Here is a 17,603-nt window from a genome sequence, read left to right as displayed (position 1 = left end):
AACCACCAGGCCAGCCCCACGCAAGAGCCCCGCTAAATGCGGGGCTCTTGCGTTGCAGCGGGACCGTTCCGGGCAAACACCGTCAGGCGGGGATCGGCTTGACCACCAGGAAGTGCCGCACGCTGTAGTACGCCTGCGAATCCTGCCAGCCGAGGCGCGAGAGGCTGTCCATGCCGGCCTGCCAGGCGTCGTTGTCGAACAGCGCCTCCACCGTGCGCTGGTTGCTGAAGGCGCAGAAGAAGTGGCGGAACCAGTGGATGCGCGCGTCCAGCGGCTGGGCGCGGATCTGCGCCTCGATGCTGGGGAACAGCTCGGCGGGCAGCTCCGGCACCTTGCCATCGGCGCCCCGCAGGCCGAGGTTGCCCAGGTGCGCCTCGAAGCGCTGCTCGCCCACCTGCCAGGTCTCCACCATCACCTGCTCCTCGTCGACATGGCCCCACAACGCCGAGAGCAGCACATGGAAGCTGTTGCGGCAGAAGTTCTGCCAGGCGTCCTGCAGACCCGACTCGCCCTCGCCCAGGCCGACGAAGGCTTCCTGGAACTGGCGGTTGTCGTCTTCCAGCAGCACATCCACGTTCAGCCGCCCGGTCTGCTCGCCGGGGTACCAGGTGGCGCGGATGGCCGGCAGCCGGCCAGTAGGGGCGACCCAGTCGTCGTGCACGACGAACTCGACGCCATGGGACTCAAACAGTGCAGCCAGGCGCTGCGTAACGAATACCGGTTCCATCTTCGATCCTTGTGCAATAAGGCACGCCCGAGGCGGCATAGACGGGGCCCGGGAATGCCAGGCCGAAACGGCGCGTAGATTACCGCGCTTGAGCGGTCGGAGCGGCAAGCACGTCGAGCAGGACGCACTCGCCTGGCTGCGCCGCAGGTATTCTGCGCACCAGTCCGCACACGCGGGCGCCAGGGCGTGGGATCTTCTCCACCGCTGCTGCACAGATGGAGGACCGCTGCCCATGAACCGACACTTCGCCAGGCTCGCCCTGCTGCTGGCCCTGCCAGCGCTCTACGCCGAGGCCGCCGCCCCGAAGGACCACCCGCTCTTCGATGCCGCCTTCACCGAGGGCTACCAGGTGCAGGTGGAGGGCCAGGACTACCGCCTCCATACACAGGCCATCGGCGAGCTGGAGCTGCCCACCGGGCAACTGGTGGCCTGTGACCCGCTGGTGAGTTGCGACGGCCCCTTCACCCAGGCCGTGCCCAAGGGCCGTTACCCCCTGCAACTGGCTATCGCGCGAATCGGCGATGACGAACGCGTGGCCTTCGCCCGCATCGTCTTCGCCCCCGGCCCGGCGACCCGCTGGGAGATGGCCCTGGTGAAAGGCCAGGACCCGAGCACCCTGGGCCCGGACGAGTTCTTCGGCTACGGGGTGGACAGCGGCACCGGCGGCTTCCTGGACGCCGCCGCCCTGCGCAGCTACGAGGCCCGCCGAGACCAGGAAGGCGAGGCCTTCGACGAGCGCCTGTTCGCCGAACTGGACAAGACCTACCAGCACACCCGCAGTTGGTACCTGCTGCCGACCGACGCCGGCAACGTGGCGTTCTTCTCCAGCGGCTACGGCGACGGCGCCTACCCCAGCTACTTCGGCTACGACGCCGACGGCCGGCTGGTGGCGGTGGTGACCGATTTCCTGTTGTTGCCCGAGCGCTGACAGCGAGCTGCAAGCTGCAAGCTGCAAGCTGCAAGCTGCAAGCTGCAAGCTGCAAGCTGCAAGCTGCAAGCTGCAAGCTGCAAGCTGCAAGCTGCAAGCTGCAAGCTGCAAGCTGCAAGCTGCAAGAGCCTGGGGGGTCGGCGAATACCGTCAACACCTGGGCTTATTTGTCTACGCAGCCCGGGCGTAGGGTGGACCACGCTTCACCGGTCCACCATTCGAGGTCATGCCGAACACCACGCCCCCCTCGCCGCGAAACCGGTTTCGTGATCCCCGACAGGCCCGCACCAAGGGCCTTGCCGTAAGATCGCGCCATCACCGCCCAGCGCCCCGCCCGACCAGCCCGCCATTGACCGGCGACGACGAGACAAGGAGCCCGCCATGTCCTGGTGGAAACGCTTTACCCGCAACGCCGACACCCGCCAGACCACCCCAGCCGCCCCGACCGCCGAGGCGCAAGCCGCCCCCGAACAGACCAGCATCGAGCTGCGCCAGGGCACCGCCGAGTTCGAGCGTTTCATCACCGAGGCCGAGCTGGAACAGGGCAACCTCGCCCATGGCGCCGAGCACCTGGCCGAGCTGCTGAAGTTCGCCCCGGGCAACCCCGAATGGCTGGCCCTGGCCGAACGCTACCTGCAAACCGCCGGTACCCCGGCTGAAGCCGTGCTGCTGCCGCCGAGCGATCAGCGCTACGCCGCCACCGAGGCCCTGCGTTGCTGGATCATGGCCCGCGAAGGGCGGGTCGCCGACGCGGTGGACCTGCTTCTGCACGTCATCGACGCCGCCCCCGAAAGCGACTACCTCGACGCCTGGGCCCTCGGCTGGCTGGAGCCGGCCGGCGCCCTGGAGCAGCTGGATGCCGACCTGCAGATGCGCCTCTACGGCCGGCTCATCCAGCGCACCCCGGAAGCCCGCGAAGCCACCGCCCACGACCTCGCCAACACCCGCCGCTGGGCCGCACTGGCCAGTCGCATCCGGCCTTCGGACGATTTCGTCGCCCAATGGGCCATGCTGCACATCGGCCTGCTGCGCCGCGCCGCCCTGTTCGACCAGGCCCTGGAACTGGCCGGCCCGGTGCAGCAACAGGACTGGCACCAGGCGACCGCACGGGGCCTGGTGCTGCGCCAGCAGGGCCGCCCGGCGGAGGCCGACCTGGCCTTCAGCCAGGCCATGCAGCAGCAACCGGAAGAACTCAGCACCTACCTGGAGGCCGGCGACACCTGGCTGGAGAACCAGGGCTGGGCCCAGGCCATCAGCTGGTACGACCAGGCCCTGGCGCTGCACCCGGAACATGCCTGGGCCGCCCCTTCGCGGGACTACTGCCAGTGGCGCGCCACGGGCGACGACGCCCTGCTGCAGCAGGTGATCGACGCCGCCAAGGCCGATAACGAGCGCGCCTACCAGCTGTGGTTCCTCGCCAGCGGCGCCCCGCCCCAACCCAACGACGCCAGCGCCAACGTCCTGCGCAAGATCCGCGACAGCCTGCTCGATGGCAGCTACAACGGCTCGCCCGGCGACAGCATCACCCTGCGCACCAGCTCCCTGGAGGCGCCGAGCAACGTCCTCGCCATCACCCTGGAACTCGCCGCCCATGGGCTGGCCGGTTGCAAGGTAGAGGTCACCGCCGAGTCCATCGCCCAGCCCGACCCGCGCCAGCCCCTGGGGCCGGTCGCCCACCGGCTCTGGCGCTATGAGGGCGACCAGGCGCAGCCGGCCCTGCCGCCGCCGGGGGAAAAGGTCAGCGCGCTGATCGCCGGGCTCGCCGCCAAGCCCTATGCCCGCGCCAACTGGGCCCAGGCCAGCCATGTGGCCGCCGGCCTGGACGCTGACGAAGCGTTGCAGGTGCTGGCGACCCTGGTGCACCCGCCGGCGGTGCCCGACCGCTCGATCCCCGCGCTGCTCTGGCTCACCCGCGTGCAAAGCGCCGCCGCCCAGGTGCTGGCCCATCTCGACGGCGGCTGGGAAGGTTCGCGTCGCCGCGAGCTGTTGCTCTGCGCCCTGTTCGGGCCCAGTGACTGGACCACGGTGGCGGCCATCCGCGTGCTGGCTGCCATCGCCCACGACCAGCCAGCCCACGCGCTGGACATCCACACCTGCTTCGAACAGCTGGAAAGCCAGCGCCCCGACGACGGCTACTGCTGCTGGCTGGAGCCGCTCTACGAGAGCTGGCAGCAGTTGCCGCTGCTGTTCGACCATGAGCGCGAGACCCTGCGCCAGAAGCTCGCCCAATTGCAGGAAGACGACAGTGATTCCGCGTGAATGCCACTTGTCTGTCGTATGACCGACCTTCATGTGTCAGCCAACGACCTATGAGTTAGAATGCGCGCCTTTCCACGTACCGATCCCTGAGAGGACCGCCATGTTCAGCCGTGATTTGACCCTCGCCCGCTACGATGCAGACCTCTTCGCCGCGATGGAGCAGGAAGCCCAGCGCCAGGAAGAGCACATCGAACTCATCGCCTCCGAGAACTACACCAGCCCGGCGGTGATGGAAGCCCAGGGTTCGGTACTGACCAACAAGTACGCCGAGGGTTACCCGGGCAAGCGCTACTACGGCGGTTGCGAGTACGTCGACGTTGTCGAGCAACTGGCCATCGACCGCGCCAAGGAACTGTTCGGTGCCGACTACGCCAACGTCCAGCCCCACGCCGGTTCCCAGGCCAACGCCGCTGTCTACCTGGCCCTGCTGTCGGCCGGTGACACCATCCTCGGCATGAGCCTGGCCCACGGCGGTCACCTGACCCACGGCGCTTCCGTCTCCTCCTCCGGCAAGCTGTACAACGCCGTGCAGTACGGCATCACCGACGCCGGCCTGATCGACTACGACGAAGTCGAGCGCCTGGCCGTCGAGCACAAGCCGAAGATGATCGTCGCAGGCTTCTCCGCCTATTCGCAGATCCTCGACTTCCCGCGCTTCCGCGCCATCGCCGACAAGGTAGGTGCCTACCTGTTCGTCGACATGGCCCACGTGGCCGGCCTGGTCGCCGCTGGCGTGTACCCGAACCCGGTGCCCTTCGCCGACGTGGTCACCACCACCACCCACAAGACCCTGCGCGGCCCGCGCGGCGGCCTGATCCTCGCTCGCAAGAACGAAGAGATCGAGAAGAAGCTCAACTCCGCCGTATTCCCCGGCGCCCAGGGTGGCCCGCTGGAGCACGTCATCGCCGCCAAGGCCGTGTGCTTCAAGGAAGCCCTGCAGCCCGAGTTCAAGACCTACCAGCAGCAAGTGGTGAAAAACGCCCAGGCCATGGCCCAGGTGTTCATCGACCGCGGCTTCGACGTGGTCTCCGGCGGTACCCAGAACCACCTGTTCCTGCTGTCCCTGATCAAGCAGGACATCACCGGTAAGGACGCCGACGCCGCCCTGGGTCGCGCCTTCATCACCGTGAACAAGAACTCGGTACCCAACGACCCGCGCTCGCCCTTCGTCACCTCCGGCCTGCGCATCGGCACCCCGGCCGTCACCACCCGTGGCTTCAAGGAAGTCGAGTGCCGCGAGCTGGCCACCTGGATCTGCGACATCCTCGAGAACATGGGCGACGAGTCCGTGGTCGACCGCGTTCGCGAACAGGTCAAGGCCATCTGCGCCAAGCTGCCGGTCTACGGCAACTAAACGTCAGCGCTGACGAAAAAGCCCGGCTCATGCCGGGCTTTTTTATGCCTGTCGCACAGGCCATGGGGCCGCTGCGCGGCCCTTGGCGAATGAGTCCGCCCCTACAGGCACGTGGTACGTCGGGGTGTAGGGTGGATGGCGCTCTTTTCATCCACCAGCGGAGCCGAACCGGGCTCCGCTGCGGTGGACCGGTGAAGCGTGGTCCACCCCACCTGCCGGACACAACGTGTCGGCGGCCCTTGGCGAATGAATTCGCCCCTGCAGGTACGGGGTTTGTCGGGGTGTAGGGTGGATGGCGCTTTTTCCATCCACCAAGGGGGGTTACCGGCAGCTCCGATGGTGGGCTGAAGCCCACCCTACGCTCCATGCCGTAGCCCGGGCTTCAGCCCGGGAACGCCCCCTCAGAAACCGAATGTCGCCGACACCAGCCAGGTGCGCGGGGTGGAGAGGGTGAGGCCGGTGGCGGTGCCGTCGGGGACGTTGGCGGAAGCCCAGTAGGCCTTGTCCATGACGTTCTCCACGCTGGCGCGCAGGGTGACGTCAGTCTCGCCGACGCTGAAGGCGTAGCGCGCGCCCAGGTCGTAGCGCTGCCAGGCGTCGGCCTTCTGGGTGTTGGCCGGGTCCAGGTACTGGGCGCCGGTGTGGATGGCCCGCGCGGTCAGGGTCAGCCCCTGCACCTGGGGCAGGTCCCATTCGACGCCGAGGTTGGCGTTGAGGATCGGCGCGCCGATGGCGCGGTTGCCATCGTTGCTGCCATTGGCGGTGCGGGTCAGCTCGGCGTCCAGCAGCATGGCGCCGCCGAGGATGCGCACGCCTCCCAGCGGCTCGCCGAACAGGTTCAGCTCCAGGCCCTGGTTGCGCTGCTCGCCGTCGGGGCGCAGGTAGCCGTTCTCGGTGTAGTAGGCGGGCTTCTCGATGCGGAACAGGCTGAGGGTGCTGGTCAGGTTGCCCATGTCGTACTTGATGCCGGCTTCCACCTGCTTGCTGCGGTAGGGCGCGAACACCTGGCCGGCGTTGCTGGCCGTCTCCGGGGCGGTCTGGCCCTGGGTCAGGCCTTCCATGTAGTTGGCGTACAGCGACAGTGCTTCGGTGGTGCGCCAGACCACGCCCAAGGCCGGCGAGGTGGCGCTTTCGTCATAGCGCTGGTCGGGCTCGCCCGGCTCGGAGCTGTCCACCTCCACCCGCTGCAGGCGCGCCCCAAGGGTCAGCAGCACGCTGTCACCGGCGAAGCTCAGGGTGTCGGCCAGCGCCAGGCTGGAGAGCACGCTCCGGGTGTGGGTCGGGTTGTCGGCTGCCGTGGGCGTGACCGGCACCGGCAGGGTCGCCGGGTCGAACAGGTTGCTCACACCGTTGGCGTAGCGCGCACCGCTGTTGTCGAAGGTCATGTCGAAGCGGTTGAGGCTGAGGTTGAGGGTGTGCCCCACCGAACCCGTGGAGAACCAGTTGCGCAGGCCGACCGTGGCGGTGCGTACCTCCTCCTCGCGCTGGAAGGCGCGCGGGCTGACCACGAAGCGCCCGGCGTCGTTGGTCAGCTGCACCGCGTGGCGGAGGAAGTCGTAGTCGCCCCGGCGCGCGCCGGCGGCGGCATAGACCATCAGCGACTCGCTCAGGTCGTACTCGCCGCGCAGGGCGCCGAAGGTGTCCTTGGCCCGGGAGTAGGTCCAGGGCTGGGCGAAGTTGTGGTGGATGCCCTCGGCGTCCGGCACCTTGACCCCGGCGTTGAGGCCGACCCGCTCCATGGGCCCGTCGACGTCGCGCTCCTGTCGTCCGAGATCGAGGGACAGGCGCACGCGCTCGGCGCGCAGGTCCAGCCCGAGCACGGCGGAATCACGCTCCAGGCTCTGGTGGTCCCACTCGGTGTCGCCGGATTGCTTCACGCCGTTGAAGCGCAGGCCGAAGCGCTGGTCGTCGCCGAAGCGCCGGCCGATGTCCACGTGCCCGCCCAACTGGCCGGAAGAGGCGTGCAGGGCGGTGAACTCGGTGGTCGGTTCGTCACCCGCGCGCTTGGGCTCGATATTCACGCTGCCGCCGACGCTGCCGTTGGGTGCCAGGCCGCCGAGCAGGGCGCCCGGGCCCTTGAGGATGTCGATCCGCTCGACCATCTCCATGTCGATGGAATAGGTGGGCAATACGCCGTAGAGGCCGCCATAGGCAACATCACTGTTGTACAGGCTGTAGCCCCGGATGGAGAACTGCTCGAAGCGCCCGGCGGAGGGGTTGGTGCTGCGCACCGAGGGGTCGCTGGCGACCACGTCGGCGAGGGTGCGGGCCTGCTGGTTCTTCACCGCCTCGCTGGTGTAGGAGGTGAGGTTGAAGGGCGTCTCCATGAAATCCCGCTCGCCCAGCATGCCCAGCCCGCCACGACGGGAAACCTGGCCGCCGGCGTAGTGATCGGCGCTGGCGCCGCTGCCCTGCCCGGTGATGGCGATCGGCTGCAGCTGCTGCACGTTGCCGCCCTGGTCGGGCACCGGCAGCAGGGTGTAGCTGCCCTCGCCGGCCGGCTGCTGCATCAAGCCGGAGCCCTGGAGCAGACGGGCGAAGCCCTCCTCCACGGCGAAGTCGCCGTTCAAGCCGGCACTGCTGCGCCCGGAGACCAGGGACGGGTCGACGGACAGGCTGACGCCCGCCTCGCCGGCGAAACGGGTCAGCGCTGCGCCCAGGCTGCCGGCGGGGATCTGGTAGCTGCGGCGCGCACCGTCGTCGGCCCAGCTGGCGGCAGACAGGCCGACACAGCCCAGGGCCAGAAGCAGAGGCATCGCGCAGGGACGGAAGGAAAGGACTGCAGACATCGAAAGGCTCTCTTTTTCGTTCTATTGCCAGTGATGACAGGCGAGCCGAAAAAAAGGGACAGCCCTCATGCAGGCGATTGCCGTGGCACCAGCGACACCCAGTAGCGGGTGCGGTAGTGCAGCTCGATGGGCAGGCTGGCGACCAGCAGGGCCAGGGCCTTGTCGGTGTCTTCCAGGCGGAAGGTGCCGGTCACGGCGAGGGTTTCCAGCGCCGGGTCCCAGCGCAGCACGCCGGGTCGGTAGCGATCCAGCTCGCGCAGCACTGCACCCAGGCCGCGGTTCTCGACGATCAGCACACCCTGCTGCCAGTCGGGCTGGCGGGTGTCGAAGGCTTCCACCCGGCCCACAGCGGAAGCGCCCAGGCCGGCACGCTGGCCCGCCTGCAGGGTGACCGGCATGCCCTGGACAGGCTCCAGCCGCACCGTGCCGCGCGCCACCGACACCAGGCAGCCGTGGTCGAACTGGCGCACGCAGAAGCGCGCGCCCGAGGCCTGCAGGCGACCGTCGCGGGTCTGTACCTGCAACTCGCTGGCGCCGTCCAGGGCGATTTCGCCGTCGACCAAGGCGAGCTGGTGGCGACCGTCGGTGAAATCCAGGTTCACCGCGCTGGCGGTGTTGAGCTGCAGGCGCGTGCCGTCGGGCAGTTCCAGCGAACGACGCTCGCCGGTGGCGGTGCGCAGGTCGGCGCTCCAGTTGGCGATGGGCATCTGCCGCCAGGCGAGCCAGCCGGCGGGTGCCAGGGCGCCGAGAGCAAGCATGCGCTTGAGAGTGGTGCGCCGCCCCAGGTCCGGGCGGTCGAGGCTGGCCAACGCCAGGGCCCCGGGCAATTGGGCGAAGCGCTGGCGCAGGGCCTGGGCCTTCTGCCAGGCCTGTTCGTGGTCGCCGCTGCGGGCGCGCCAGCGTTGCAATTCGGCATGGTCGGCCTCGCGGGCGCCGCCGGACTCCAGCAGCGTCAGCCAGTGCGCCGCTTCCCGCGCCACCTGGCGGGCCTGGGCCGAGGGCTGGGCACTCACAGGTCCACCAGCAGGCAGTGCTCGTAGGCCTTGGCCATGTAGCGCTTTACCGTGCGTTCGGATACGTCCAGGCGCAGGGCGATGCTGGCGTAGTCGAGGCCTTCGAGCTGCGACCAGAGGAAGGCACGGCGCACCGCCAGCGGCAGGCCGTCGAGCAGTTCGTCCAGCGCCTGCAGGGTTTCCAGCAGCAGCCAGCGCTGTTCGGGCGAAGGCGCTTGCGCCTCCGGCAGGCTGGCCAGGGCGTCCAGGTAGGCGCGTTCCAGGCTGCGGCGCTGGTGGTGGTTGATCAGCAGGCGCTTGCCGACGGTGAGCAGGTAGGCCCGTGGCTCCTGCAGGCGCGGCAGCGGTTTGTCCTGGTGGGCGGCGAGCACGCGGACGAAGGTGTCCTGGGTCAGGTCCGCAGCATCCCAGGCGTTGCCCAGGCGCCGCCGCAGCCAGCTTTCCAGCCAGCTGCGGTGTTCGCGATAGAGGGTATTGAGACAGGGTTCGGGTGCCGCGACTGCATCGTTCATGGGTGGCACGCCGGAGGGGTAAATGGAATCAAATGCGAGTGATTCTATTTACTTTTCATCTGCATTCCAACCCTGCGAGTCACCCTTTCAGGCCTGCACCTCGGCGAAACCGGCGCGGATGCGCTCCTCCGGCAAGCCATCGCCAATGAACACGATCACGCTCTCGCGCGACTCGCCCTCCGCCCACTCGCTGTCCCAGTCGAAGCCGTAGAGGCGCAGCACCCCCTGGAACACCATGCGCCGGTCCTCGCCGGCGATATCCAGCACGCCCTTGTAGCGCAGCAGTGCATTGCCGTGCTCTTCCAGCAGGCCTTCCATGAAGGTGCTGAGCTTGTCGAGGTCCAGCGCCTTGTCGCTCTTCAGCACCAGGGTGGAAATTCGGTCGGTGGAGCCGGCCGGGGTCAGCGGGCGCAGGCTCAGGCCGGAGCCGATGTCGGCGTTGAGGTTGAAGCCGCGCACGTCGAGCAGCTCGGCCAGGTCGATGCGGCCGTGGTCGACCACACGGATCGGCGCGCGGCGGTTGATCCGTGACAGCCGCTGGCTGAGGGCCTCGAAGTGGGCGTTGTCCACCAGGTCGCGCTTGCTCACCAGGATGCGATCGGCGAAACCGACCTGGGCCTGGGCGATGGTCTCGGCCAGGTGGCGCTCGGCGTTGGCGGCGTCCACCAGGGTGATGATGCCGTCCAGCACGTAGCGCTCGCAGAGCTCCTCGTCGGCGAAGAAGGTCTGCGCCACGGGTGCCGGGTCGGCCAGGCCGGTGCACTCGATCACCAGCCGGTCGAAGGCCAGCTCGCCGGCGTCCAGGCGCTCCAGTAACAGGTACAGGGCCTTCTCCAGCTCGACGTGGATGGAGCAGCAGACGCAGCCGTTGGCCAGGGTCATCACCTGCACCGGCTCGCTGCCGAGCAGTTGGCCGTCGATGGGCGTCTCGCTGAATTCGTTCTCGATCACCGCGATCTTCAGGCCGTGCTCGGCCTTGAGGATGTGCTTGAGCAGGGTGGTCTTGCCGGCGCCGAGAAAGCCGCTGAGCACGGTGACGGGGATGGGGGTCGGGTACATCGTGGTCTCCAAAAGACACGCGCCACGACGAGTCGTGGCGCGTGGGTAACTGTCAACCTGTCTCGCCAGGCGTCGCGAGCGCAGCAGCCTGGCGAAGCACGTTTAACAGCAGCGGATGGGTCGTCCTTTGCCGCCACCGTAACGCGCCTCCTGGCGCTCGCGGAAGAACTCCTCGTAGCTCATCACCGGCTTGTCCGGGTGCTTGCCACGCATGTGCTCGACGTAGTTGTCGTAGTCGGGCATGCCGACCAGCATGCGCGCGGCCTGCCCCAGGTACTTACCCATGCGGCTCAGGTCATTGAACATGCGCGTTCACTCCTCAGGCATCCGGGATCGGCTGGAAGGGCGATTCCTTGTCGGTGCGCTCCGGCTTGGCCCAGGCCCTGCGTCCCACCTTGATGGCGTAGAACAGGATGCTGAGAACCACGAAGAGGAAGAGCACGGTCAGGGTCGAGTTGGTGTAGGCGTTGAAGATCACGTGCTGCATCTGCGCCATGTCCTTGGCCGGGGCCAGGATCTGGCCGGCGTCAGCGGCGTCGCTGTACTTCTTGGCCAGGGCCAGGAAGCCCACCGCCGGGTTCGGGTCGAGCAGCTTGATCAGGCCCGCGGTGGTGGTGCAGATCAGCAGCCAGGTGGCCGGCACCAGAGTGACCCAGACGTAGCGCTGGCGCTTCATCTTGATCAGCACCACGCAGCCGAGCATCAGGGCGATACCGGCGAGCATCTGGTTGGAGATGCCGAACAGCGGCCACAGGGTGTTGATGCCGCCCAGCGGGTCGATCACGCCCTGGTACAGCAGCCAGCCCCACATGGCCACGCAGCCGGCCGTGGCGATGACGTTGGCGGTCCAGGACTCGGTGCGCTTCAACGCCGGCACGAAGTTGCCCAGCAGGTCCTGCAGCATGAAGCGCCCGGCACGGGTACCGGCGTCCACCGCGGTGAGGATGAACAGCGCCTCGAAGAGGATCGCGAAGTGGTACCAGAACGCCATGGTGTTCTCGCCCGGCAACACCTGGTGGAGGATCTGCGCGATGCCCACGGCCAGGGTCGGCGCACCACCGGCACGGGCCAGGATGGTGTGCTCGCCGATGTCACGGGCGGTGGCCTCCAACACTTCCGGGGTGATGGTGAAGCCCCAGCTGCTGACGGTGGCCGCCACGCTGGCGACGTCGGTGCCGACTACGGCCGGCGGGCTGTTCATGGCGAAGTACACGCCCGGCTCGATCACCGAGGCGGCGACCATGGCCATGATGGCGACGAAGGATTCCATCAGCATGCCGCCGTAGCCGATGTAACGGGCATGGGATTCGTTGGCCAGCAGCTTGGGCGTGGTGCCGGAGCTGATCAGCGCATGGAAGCCGGAAACCGCGCCACAGGCGATGGTGATGAACAGGAAGGGGAACAGGCCGCCCTTCCACACCGGGCCGGTGCCGTCGACGAACTGGGTCAGCGCCGGCATTTTCAGCTCGGGCATGGTCACCAGGATGCCGATGGCCAGGGCGATGATGGTGCCGATCTTGAGGAAGGTCGACAGGTAGTCACGGGGCGCCAGCACCAGCCACACGGGCAGCACGGCGGCGACGAAACCGTAGCCGATCAGCATCCAGGTGATCTGCACGCCGGTGAAGGTGAAGGCCGGGCCCCAGACCGGGTCGGCGGCCACCTGGCCACCGAGCCAGATCGACAGCAGCAACAGCACCACGCCCACCAGCGAAATCTCGCCGATACGGCCCGGGCGGATGTAGCGCATGTAGATGCCCATGAACATCGCGATGGGGATGGTCGCCATCACCGTGAACATGCCCCAGGGGCTCTCAGCCAGGGCCTTGACCACGATCAGCGAGAGCACCGCGAGGATGATGATCATGATCAGGAAGGCGCCGAACAGCGCGATGGTGCCGGGTATCTGGCCCATCTCCTCACGCACCAGCTCGCCCAGGGAGCGGCCGTTGCGACGGGTGGAGATGAACAGGACCATGAAGTCCTGCACCGCACCGGCGAGCACCACGCCGGCAATCAGCCAGAGCGTGCCGGGCAGGTAGCCCATCTGCGCCGCAAGTACCGGGCCCACCAGCGGGCCGGCGCCGGCGATGGCGGCGAAGTGGTGACCGAAGAGGATGTGCTTGTTGGTCGGGACGTAGTCCAGGCCGTCGTTGTTGAGCAGCGCGGGGGTCGCGCGGGTCGGGTCCAGCTGCATCACCTTGGTGGCGATGAACAGGCTGTAGTAGCGGTAAGCGACAAGGTAAAGGGCAACGGCTGCGACCACGATCCACAAGGCGTTGATCGCCTCGCCGCGGCGTAGTGCGACCACACCCAAGGCACATGCGCCGACCACCGCCAGCACTGCCCAAGGCAGGTGGCGCGTGACGCTATTGTTATTGTTCATAGGGAACTCCGAATGGATAGACAGACAAGCTGCCGCACAAGCTTAGCCGCTCCCCGGCGAAACTGAAGTCAGACCTTGGTCTAGAGCCTTCGGCCACTGTCGCCGGGGTGGTCGGACGGGGTCTATCCGGGGCATGGAGTGTGCCCTGCCAGCCCCCGTGCACGGGCATGACCGCTGAGTGGGATGGAGGTCGCTTTTTACCTCCACCAGGCGGAGTGGAGGACAGGGAAAGCAGTGGGCTGAAGCGGAGCGCCGCCCGGCCCGCCCTACGCCCACCTGCGCCCACCTGCGCCCGCACAGGTCCACCTGCGCGCTGGGTCCGATGCATGGGTAGGTCGGGTGCAACCCGACATTTCGGCCAAGCCGCCTGATCACCGGGCATGAAAAAGCCGGGCATCGCCCGGCTTCTTCGTTACTGCGGCCGATCAGGCCGGCTGTTTGGCGTAGCGCGCCAGTTGCTGGTCGCGGCTCATCACTTCCAGAGTGTTGGCCAGCACCTGCTCGCCGGTCACGTCCGGGGCGGAGAAGATGGTGGAGAAGTTCTCCTGGGCGATCTTGGCGAAGTGGGCGCGGTCGCCCTGCTCCACACCCAGCAGGGTGGCGTAGGCGTCCAGCGCTTCGCCCTGGCCCTGGGCCATGTCTTCGGCAATGTTGTCGAGCATGCCGTTCATGGCCAGCATCGAGCGGCCGCCGTAGCCGATCTTGGCGCCGACATCGCAGCCGTTGGTACCGGAGGTCATGCCGAAGGTGGCGTTACCCGAGGTGCCGTTGGTGGTAGTGGCCAGGAAGTGCGGTGCGAAGCCGCGTTGGCCGTCGAACAGCATGTTGCCCCAGCCGCAGCCGTTACCACCGGCAGCGTCGGCATGTGCCGCCACGCTACCTACGCTCAGAAGTCCCACAATCACGCCTTTGACCAGCAGTCGGTTGTCCATTAGCTGCACTCCACAATCATCAATAGGGGTAAATCCGCCTAAGCAGCTTTGGCGACACTTGGCGAACTGTCAAACCAGGCGGCCCTGCCGTGCGCCCAATGGCCATGCCGCTTGCGGGGATGTGACGGGGTTGGCGGGCAGCCCTTGCCGGCCTGGCGGATTGGGAGTCTAATCCGCCGCGAACGGGCCTCGCGCCCGGGCCACGTCACGATGACCACCATGTACGGCCTCCCCCGCCGCAGGATCGCGGCCCTCTTCTTCCTACTTGCATTGACCGGCGGCTGCCGCGAAGAGGCGTCCCTGCCCTTCGACCAGCAACTCTACGTCTGGCAGCGCCAATGGCTGCCCGCCCACGCCGAAGCGCTCGCCGCCAGCCACGCCGACTTCTCCACCCTGCGCGTGCTCGCCTTGCAGGCCCACCCCGGTGCCGGCTGGTCGCGCATCCGCGTCGACGCCCCGCTGCTGCGCGCCGATGGTCGGCCACTGGTGGCGGTGGTACGCCTCGACGGCCAGCTGCCGCAGTTGGACGCGCAACGGGCACGGGAGGAAATCACCGCGCTGCTGGCCGACTGGCAGGCCGCCGGCCTCACCCCCCAGGCGCTGGAGATCGACCACGACTGCGCCAGCGCGCGCCTGCCCGGCTACACCCGCTTCCTCGCCGAGCTGCGCCCGGCCCTACCACCAGGCCTGCGCCTGGGCATCACCGCCCTGCCCGCCTGGCTCTCCAGCCCGGACCTGGACGCACTGCTGGCCCAGGTGGACGGCAGCGTGCTGCAGGTCCACGGCGTCAGCGCCCCCGAGCAGGGGCTGTTCGATGCCGACAAGGCGTTCGCCTGGGCACAGCGCTGGGCCGAACGCAGCGAGCGCCCCTTCCTGCTCGCCTTGCCCGCCTACGGTGCCGGCCTCATCAGCAGTGCCAGCGGCGCCCAGGTGGAAAGCGAAGCGCCGCTGAACCTGGCCGGCGAGCGCCGCGAACTCAGCGCCGACCCGCAGCAGGTCGCCGCCCTGGTCCAGCGCCTGCGGGATAAGCGCCCCGCCCACCTCGCCGGGCTCATCTGGTTCCGCCTGCCCCTGCCGGGCGACCGCCGTGCCTGGCCCCTGGCGACCCTGCGCGCCGTGGCCCGGGGCGAGCCCCTGGCGGCGGCACTGGCCGTCCAGGTGGAACGCCCACGGGGCGATGAGCTGCGCGAACTCAGCCTCACCAATACCGGCAACGCCCCCGCGACACTGCCACAACGCCTGGACATCACCGCCCGGGACTGCCAAGCCTTCGACGCCCTGCCCGGCTACCGCATGCAACGCAGCGACACGGGCCTGGTGCTGGAGCGCCAGGCCACCGCCCAGCTCGCCACCGCCCAGCTCGCCGCCGGCCAGCGCCGTGCGCTGGGCTGGGCCCGCTGCTCCGAACTCGATCAAGGAGGAATCCATGTACGCCCCTGAGCGTCGCCCTGCCCGTCTCGCCCTGGCCATCGCCCTCGCCCTGCCGCTCGGCAGCGCCCTGGCCTGCGGCCCGGACTTCTCCATGCGCCTGCTGGACGACCGCGCCAACAGCCTGGCCGAACTGCCCGAAGGCAACTTCGCCTTCGAGATCAGCCGCCTGGCACCGCCCATCCCCGGGCTCAAGCAGGTAACCGAAGCCAGCCTGGTGCCGCGCTGGGAGGAGGACAACGGCGCCTACCTGCAGCAGCGTGACGAGCGCGAGAAAAGCGAACTGGGCGAAGCGATGTGGCAGCGCGTGCAAACCCTGCGCGGCCTCGATAACGCCCAGCGGGCCGAAGCGGAAGGCCAGGACCTGCCCGCCGAAATCCGCCTCTACACCGCCGGCGCCGTAGCCTTCCAGGGCGACCCGGCGCTGGCCGTCGACTACTTCCGCCGCGTCCTCGCGCTGCCGGACGCCGAGCGTCGCACCCGCAGCACCTGGGCCGCCTACTCCATGGGCCGCACCCTGGCCGCCAGCAGCCGCTTCCTGCCTGCCAGCAACGAAGTGCTCAGCGACGAGGAAATCACCCAGCGCCTGCACGCCAATGCCGAAGCCGCCAGGGAGGCCTTCCGCCTCACCCGCACACTGGCCATCGAGGGCTTCGACGACCCGCTGGAGCTGGCCGCCGCCAGCCTGGGCGAGGAAGCCCTGCTGGCCAAGGAGGCCGGCGACTGGGGCGAGGCCATCCGCCTCTACGCCAACCAGGCGACGCTGCACTCCAACACCGGCTACAGCTCCCTGCGCCAGCTGAGCGGGGAGCTGGCGCGCATGCCCGACGAGCAACTGGTGCCGCTGCTGGCGGTACCCGAAGTCCAGCAATTGCTCACGGTGCGCCTGCTCACCCGGATCGGCTGGTTCTACGACGAACAGCCCAACGGCGAGCAGCACCTGGCCGAACTGCTGATGGCCCTCGACGCCGCCGAGCTGCCCAACGCCGACCGCCTCGCCGCGCTCGCCTACCGTGTCGGTCGCTACGACGATGCCGAGCGTTTCCTGGCCAAGGCCGGGGACAGCGGCCTCGCCTGGTGGTTGCGGGCCAAGCTGGCCCTGCGTGCCGGCGACACCCCGGGCGCCACCGAGGCCTATGCCAAAGCCGCCAAAGCCTTCCCCGAGGACGAGAAATGGGGCGCCCGGCGCACCGTCAACTGGGAGTGGGAAACCGTCACGCCGCGCTGCCGGGTGGAAGGCGAAAGCGCCATCCTCGCGCTGCAGCGCGGCGATTACCTCGAAGCCTTCGACAACCTCTACCGCAGCGGCGAGATCTACTGGATGGATGCCGCCGCCGTGGCCGAGCGGGTGCTCACCCTCGACGAGCTGAAGGGCTACGTGGACGCCAAGGTCGTCGCGCCGCCCCCTCAAACCCAGGAAGACCGCGACGCCTATCGCCCGCAACCGGTGGCCGCCTCCCTGCGCGAGCTGCTGGGCCGCCGCCTGCTGCGCGAAGGCCGCTACGACGAAGCCCCGGCCTATTTCGAGAGCGACGAGCTGCGCGCCGCCGCCCTTGAATACGGCCAGGCCCGCGAACAGGCGCAAAGCCGCTGGACCGGCATCGGTCGCGCCGAGGCCTACTACACCGCCGCCCGCCTGGCCCGCCGGCAGGGCATGGAGCTGCTGGGCTACGAGATGTCCCCGGACTTCCACGCCCTGGGCGGCAACTTCGCCTTCACCCAGGTGAACCCGCTGCAGGCCGGCGGGCTGCTTTCCGCGGACGAAGTGCAGCGGCAGAACGCCAACCTGGCCCAGCCCAACCTGCGCTACCACTACCGCTGGGTCGCCGCCGACCTCACCGAGCGCGCCGCCGACGACCTGCCCCACACCAGCCAGGCCTTCGCCGCCGTGCTGTGCAAGGGCAGCGGCTGGGTGCAGTACAGCGACCTCCCCCGCGCCCAGGCCATCTACCGGCGGTACGTCGAGCACGGCCCTTTCGTGGAATGGGCCGGCAATTTCGGCATGAACTGCGAGGAACCGGACTTCGAAAGCGCCCACGGCCGCCTGTGGGAAGAACGTGAACAGGCCGTGCGCGATGGGTTCTACTCCATCAGATACGGCCTCGCTGCCGGCGCCGCGCTGTTGCTGGGTGCCGCCGGCGCCTGGCTGTGGCGACGTCGCTCCCGATGAGCGGCAGCCCCGAGCCTTGTCTATAGTTGTGTGAATTGAGCAGGAG

At 68.5% G+C, this 17,603-nt stretch carries 13 protein-coding genes; 5 read left to right on the top strand and 8 right to left on the bottom strand.

The genetic code is table 11. The features are described from left to right. Window positions 1–82 precede the first annotated feature (82 nt). On the bottom strand, window positions 83–727 hold the full coding sequence (locus ACXI0U_RS01750; protein ID WP_479549644.1) for a DUF6348 family protein: 645 nt from the start codon (window positions 725–727) through the stop codon (window positions 83–85). A 232-nt stretch (window positions 728–959) separates the two neighbouring features. On the opposite strand from ACXI0U_RS01750, the gene ACXI0U_RS01745 reads away from it, so the two are divergent. The 3 genes from ACXI0U_RS01745 to glyA all read left to right on the top strand — a co-directional run bounded on the left by ACXI0U_RS01745 (window position 960) and on the right by glyA (window position 5,268). Then, window positions 960–1,655, top strand: a complete 696-nt coding sequence (locus ACXI0U_RS01745) for a DUF4241 domain-containing protein (protein WP_479549643.1) — start codon at window positions 960–962, stop codon at window positions 1,653–1,655. 381 nt (window positions 1,656–2,036) lie between these two features. Further along, window positions 2,037–3,914 (top strand): hypothetical protein, encoded by a 1,878-nt coding sequence (locus ACXI0U_RS01740; protein WP_479549642.1) that lies wholly within the window; start codon window positions 2,037–2,039, stop codon window positions 3,912–3,914. A 100-nt stretch (window positions 3,915–4,014) separates the two neighbouring features. Continuing rightward, window positions 4,015–5,268, top strand: coding sequence for a serine hydroxymethyltransferase (gene glyA / locus ACXI0U_RS01735; protein ID WP_021222882.1), 1,254 nt, complete (start codon window positions 4,015–4,017; stop codon window positions 5,266–5,268). A gap of 401 nt (window positions 5,269–5,669) precedes the next feature. On the opposite strand, the gene ACXI0U_RS01730 is transcribed toward glyA, so the two are convergent. From ACXI0U_RS01730 to ACXI0U_RS01700, 7 genes are all read right to left on the bottom strand, one after another. Further along, window positions 5,670–8,057, bottom strand: a complete 2,388-nt coding sequence (locus ACXI0U_RS01730; RefSeq protein WP_479549641.1) for a TonB-dependent siderophore receptor — start codon at window positions 8,055–8,057, stop codon at window positions 5,670–5,672. Window positions 8,058–8,122: 65 nt separating this feature from the next. Then, complete coding sequence (locus ACXI0U_RS01725) at window positions 8,123–9,070, bottom strand: FecR domain-containing protein (protein WP_479549640.1); 948 nt, start codon at window positions 9,068–9,070, stop codon at window positions 8,123–8,125. Then, window positions 9,067–9,582 (bottom strand): sigma-70 family RNA polymerase sigma factor, encoded by a 516-nt coding sequence (locus tag ACXI0U_RS01720; RefSeq protein WP_021218785.1) that lies wholly within the window; start codon window positions 9,580–9,582, stop codon window positions 9,067–9,069. The genes ACXI0U_RS01725 and ACXI0U_RS01720 overlap by 4 nt, the downstream gene beginning before the upstream one ends. A gap of 87 nt (window positions 9,583–9,669) precedes the next feature. Further along, on the bottom strand, window positions 9,670–10,641 hold the full coding sequence (gene yjiA, locus ACXI0U_RS01715) for a GTPase (RefSeq protein WP_431483434.1): 972 nt from the start codon (window positions 10,639–10,641) through the stop codon (window positions 9,670–9,672). Window positions 10,642–10,743: 102 nt separating this feature from the next. Next, a complete protein-coding gene (locus ACXI0U_RS01710; protein ID WP_021218787.1) occupies window positions 10,744–10,947 on the bottom strand; it encodes a YbdD/YjiX family protein in 204 nt (67 codons plus the stop codon). A 13-nt stretch (window positions 10,948–10,960) separates the two neighbouring features. Continuing rightward, entirely contained in the window at window positions 10,961–13,027 is a 2,067-nt protein-coding gene (locus ACXI0U_RS01705; RefSeq protein WP_271660024.1) for a carbon starvation CstA family protein, read from the bottom strand. A 425-nt stretch (window positions 13,028–13,452) separates the two neighbouring features. Next, on the bottom strand, window positions 13,453–13,959 hold the full coding sequence (locus ACXI0U_RS01700; protein ID WP_479549639.1) for a DUF3015 domain-containing protein: 507 nt from the start codon (window positions 13,957–13,959) through the stop codon (window positions 13,453–13,455). A gap of 219 nt (window positions 13,960–14,178) precedes the next feature. On the opposite strand from ACXI0U_RS01700, the gene ACXI0U_RS01695 reads away from it, so the two are divergent. Continuing rightward, window positions 14,179–15,399: a DUF3142 domain-containing protein gene (locus ACXI0U_RS01695; protein ID WP_479549638.1), complete on the top strand. Its 1,221-nt coding sequence runs from the start codon at window positions 14,179–14,181 to the stop codon at window positions 15,397–15,399. Then, complete coding sequence (locus ACXI0U_RS01690) at window positions 15,386–17,557, top strand: tetratricopeptide repeat protein (RefSeq protein ID WP_479549637.1); 2,172 nt, start codon at window positions 15,386–15,388, stop codon at window positions 17,555–17,557. The genes ACXI0U_RS01695 and ACXI0U_RS01690 overlap by 14 nt, the downstream gene beginning before the upstream one ends. Window positions 17,558–17,603 lie beyond the last annotated feature (46 nt).

The sequence above is a fragment of the Pseudomonas sp. C9D1 genome (assembly GCF_056491235.1).
Note: the sequence above shows the minus strand (reverse complement) of the source record. Positions and strands in the feature narration are given on the sequence as shown.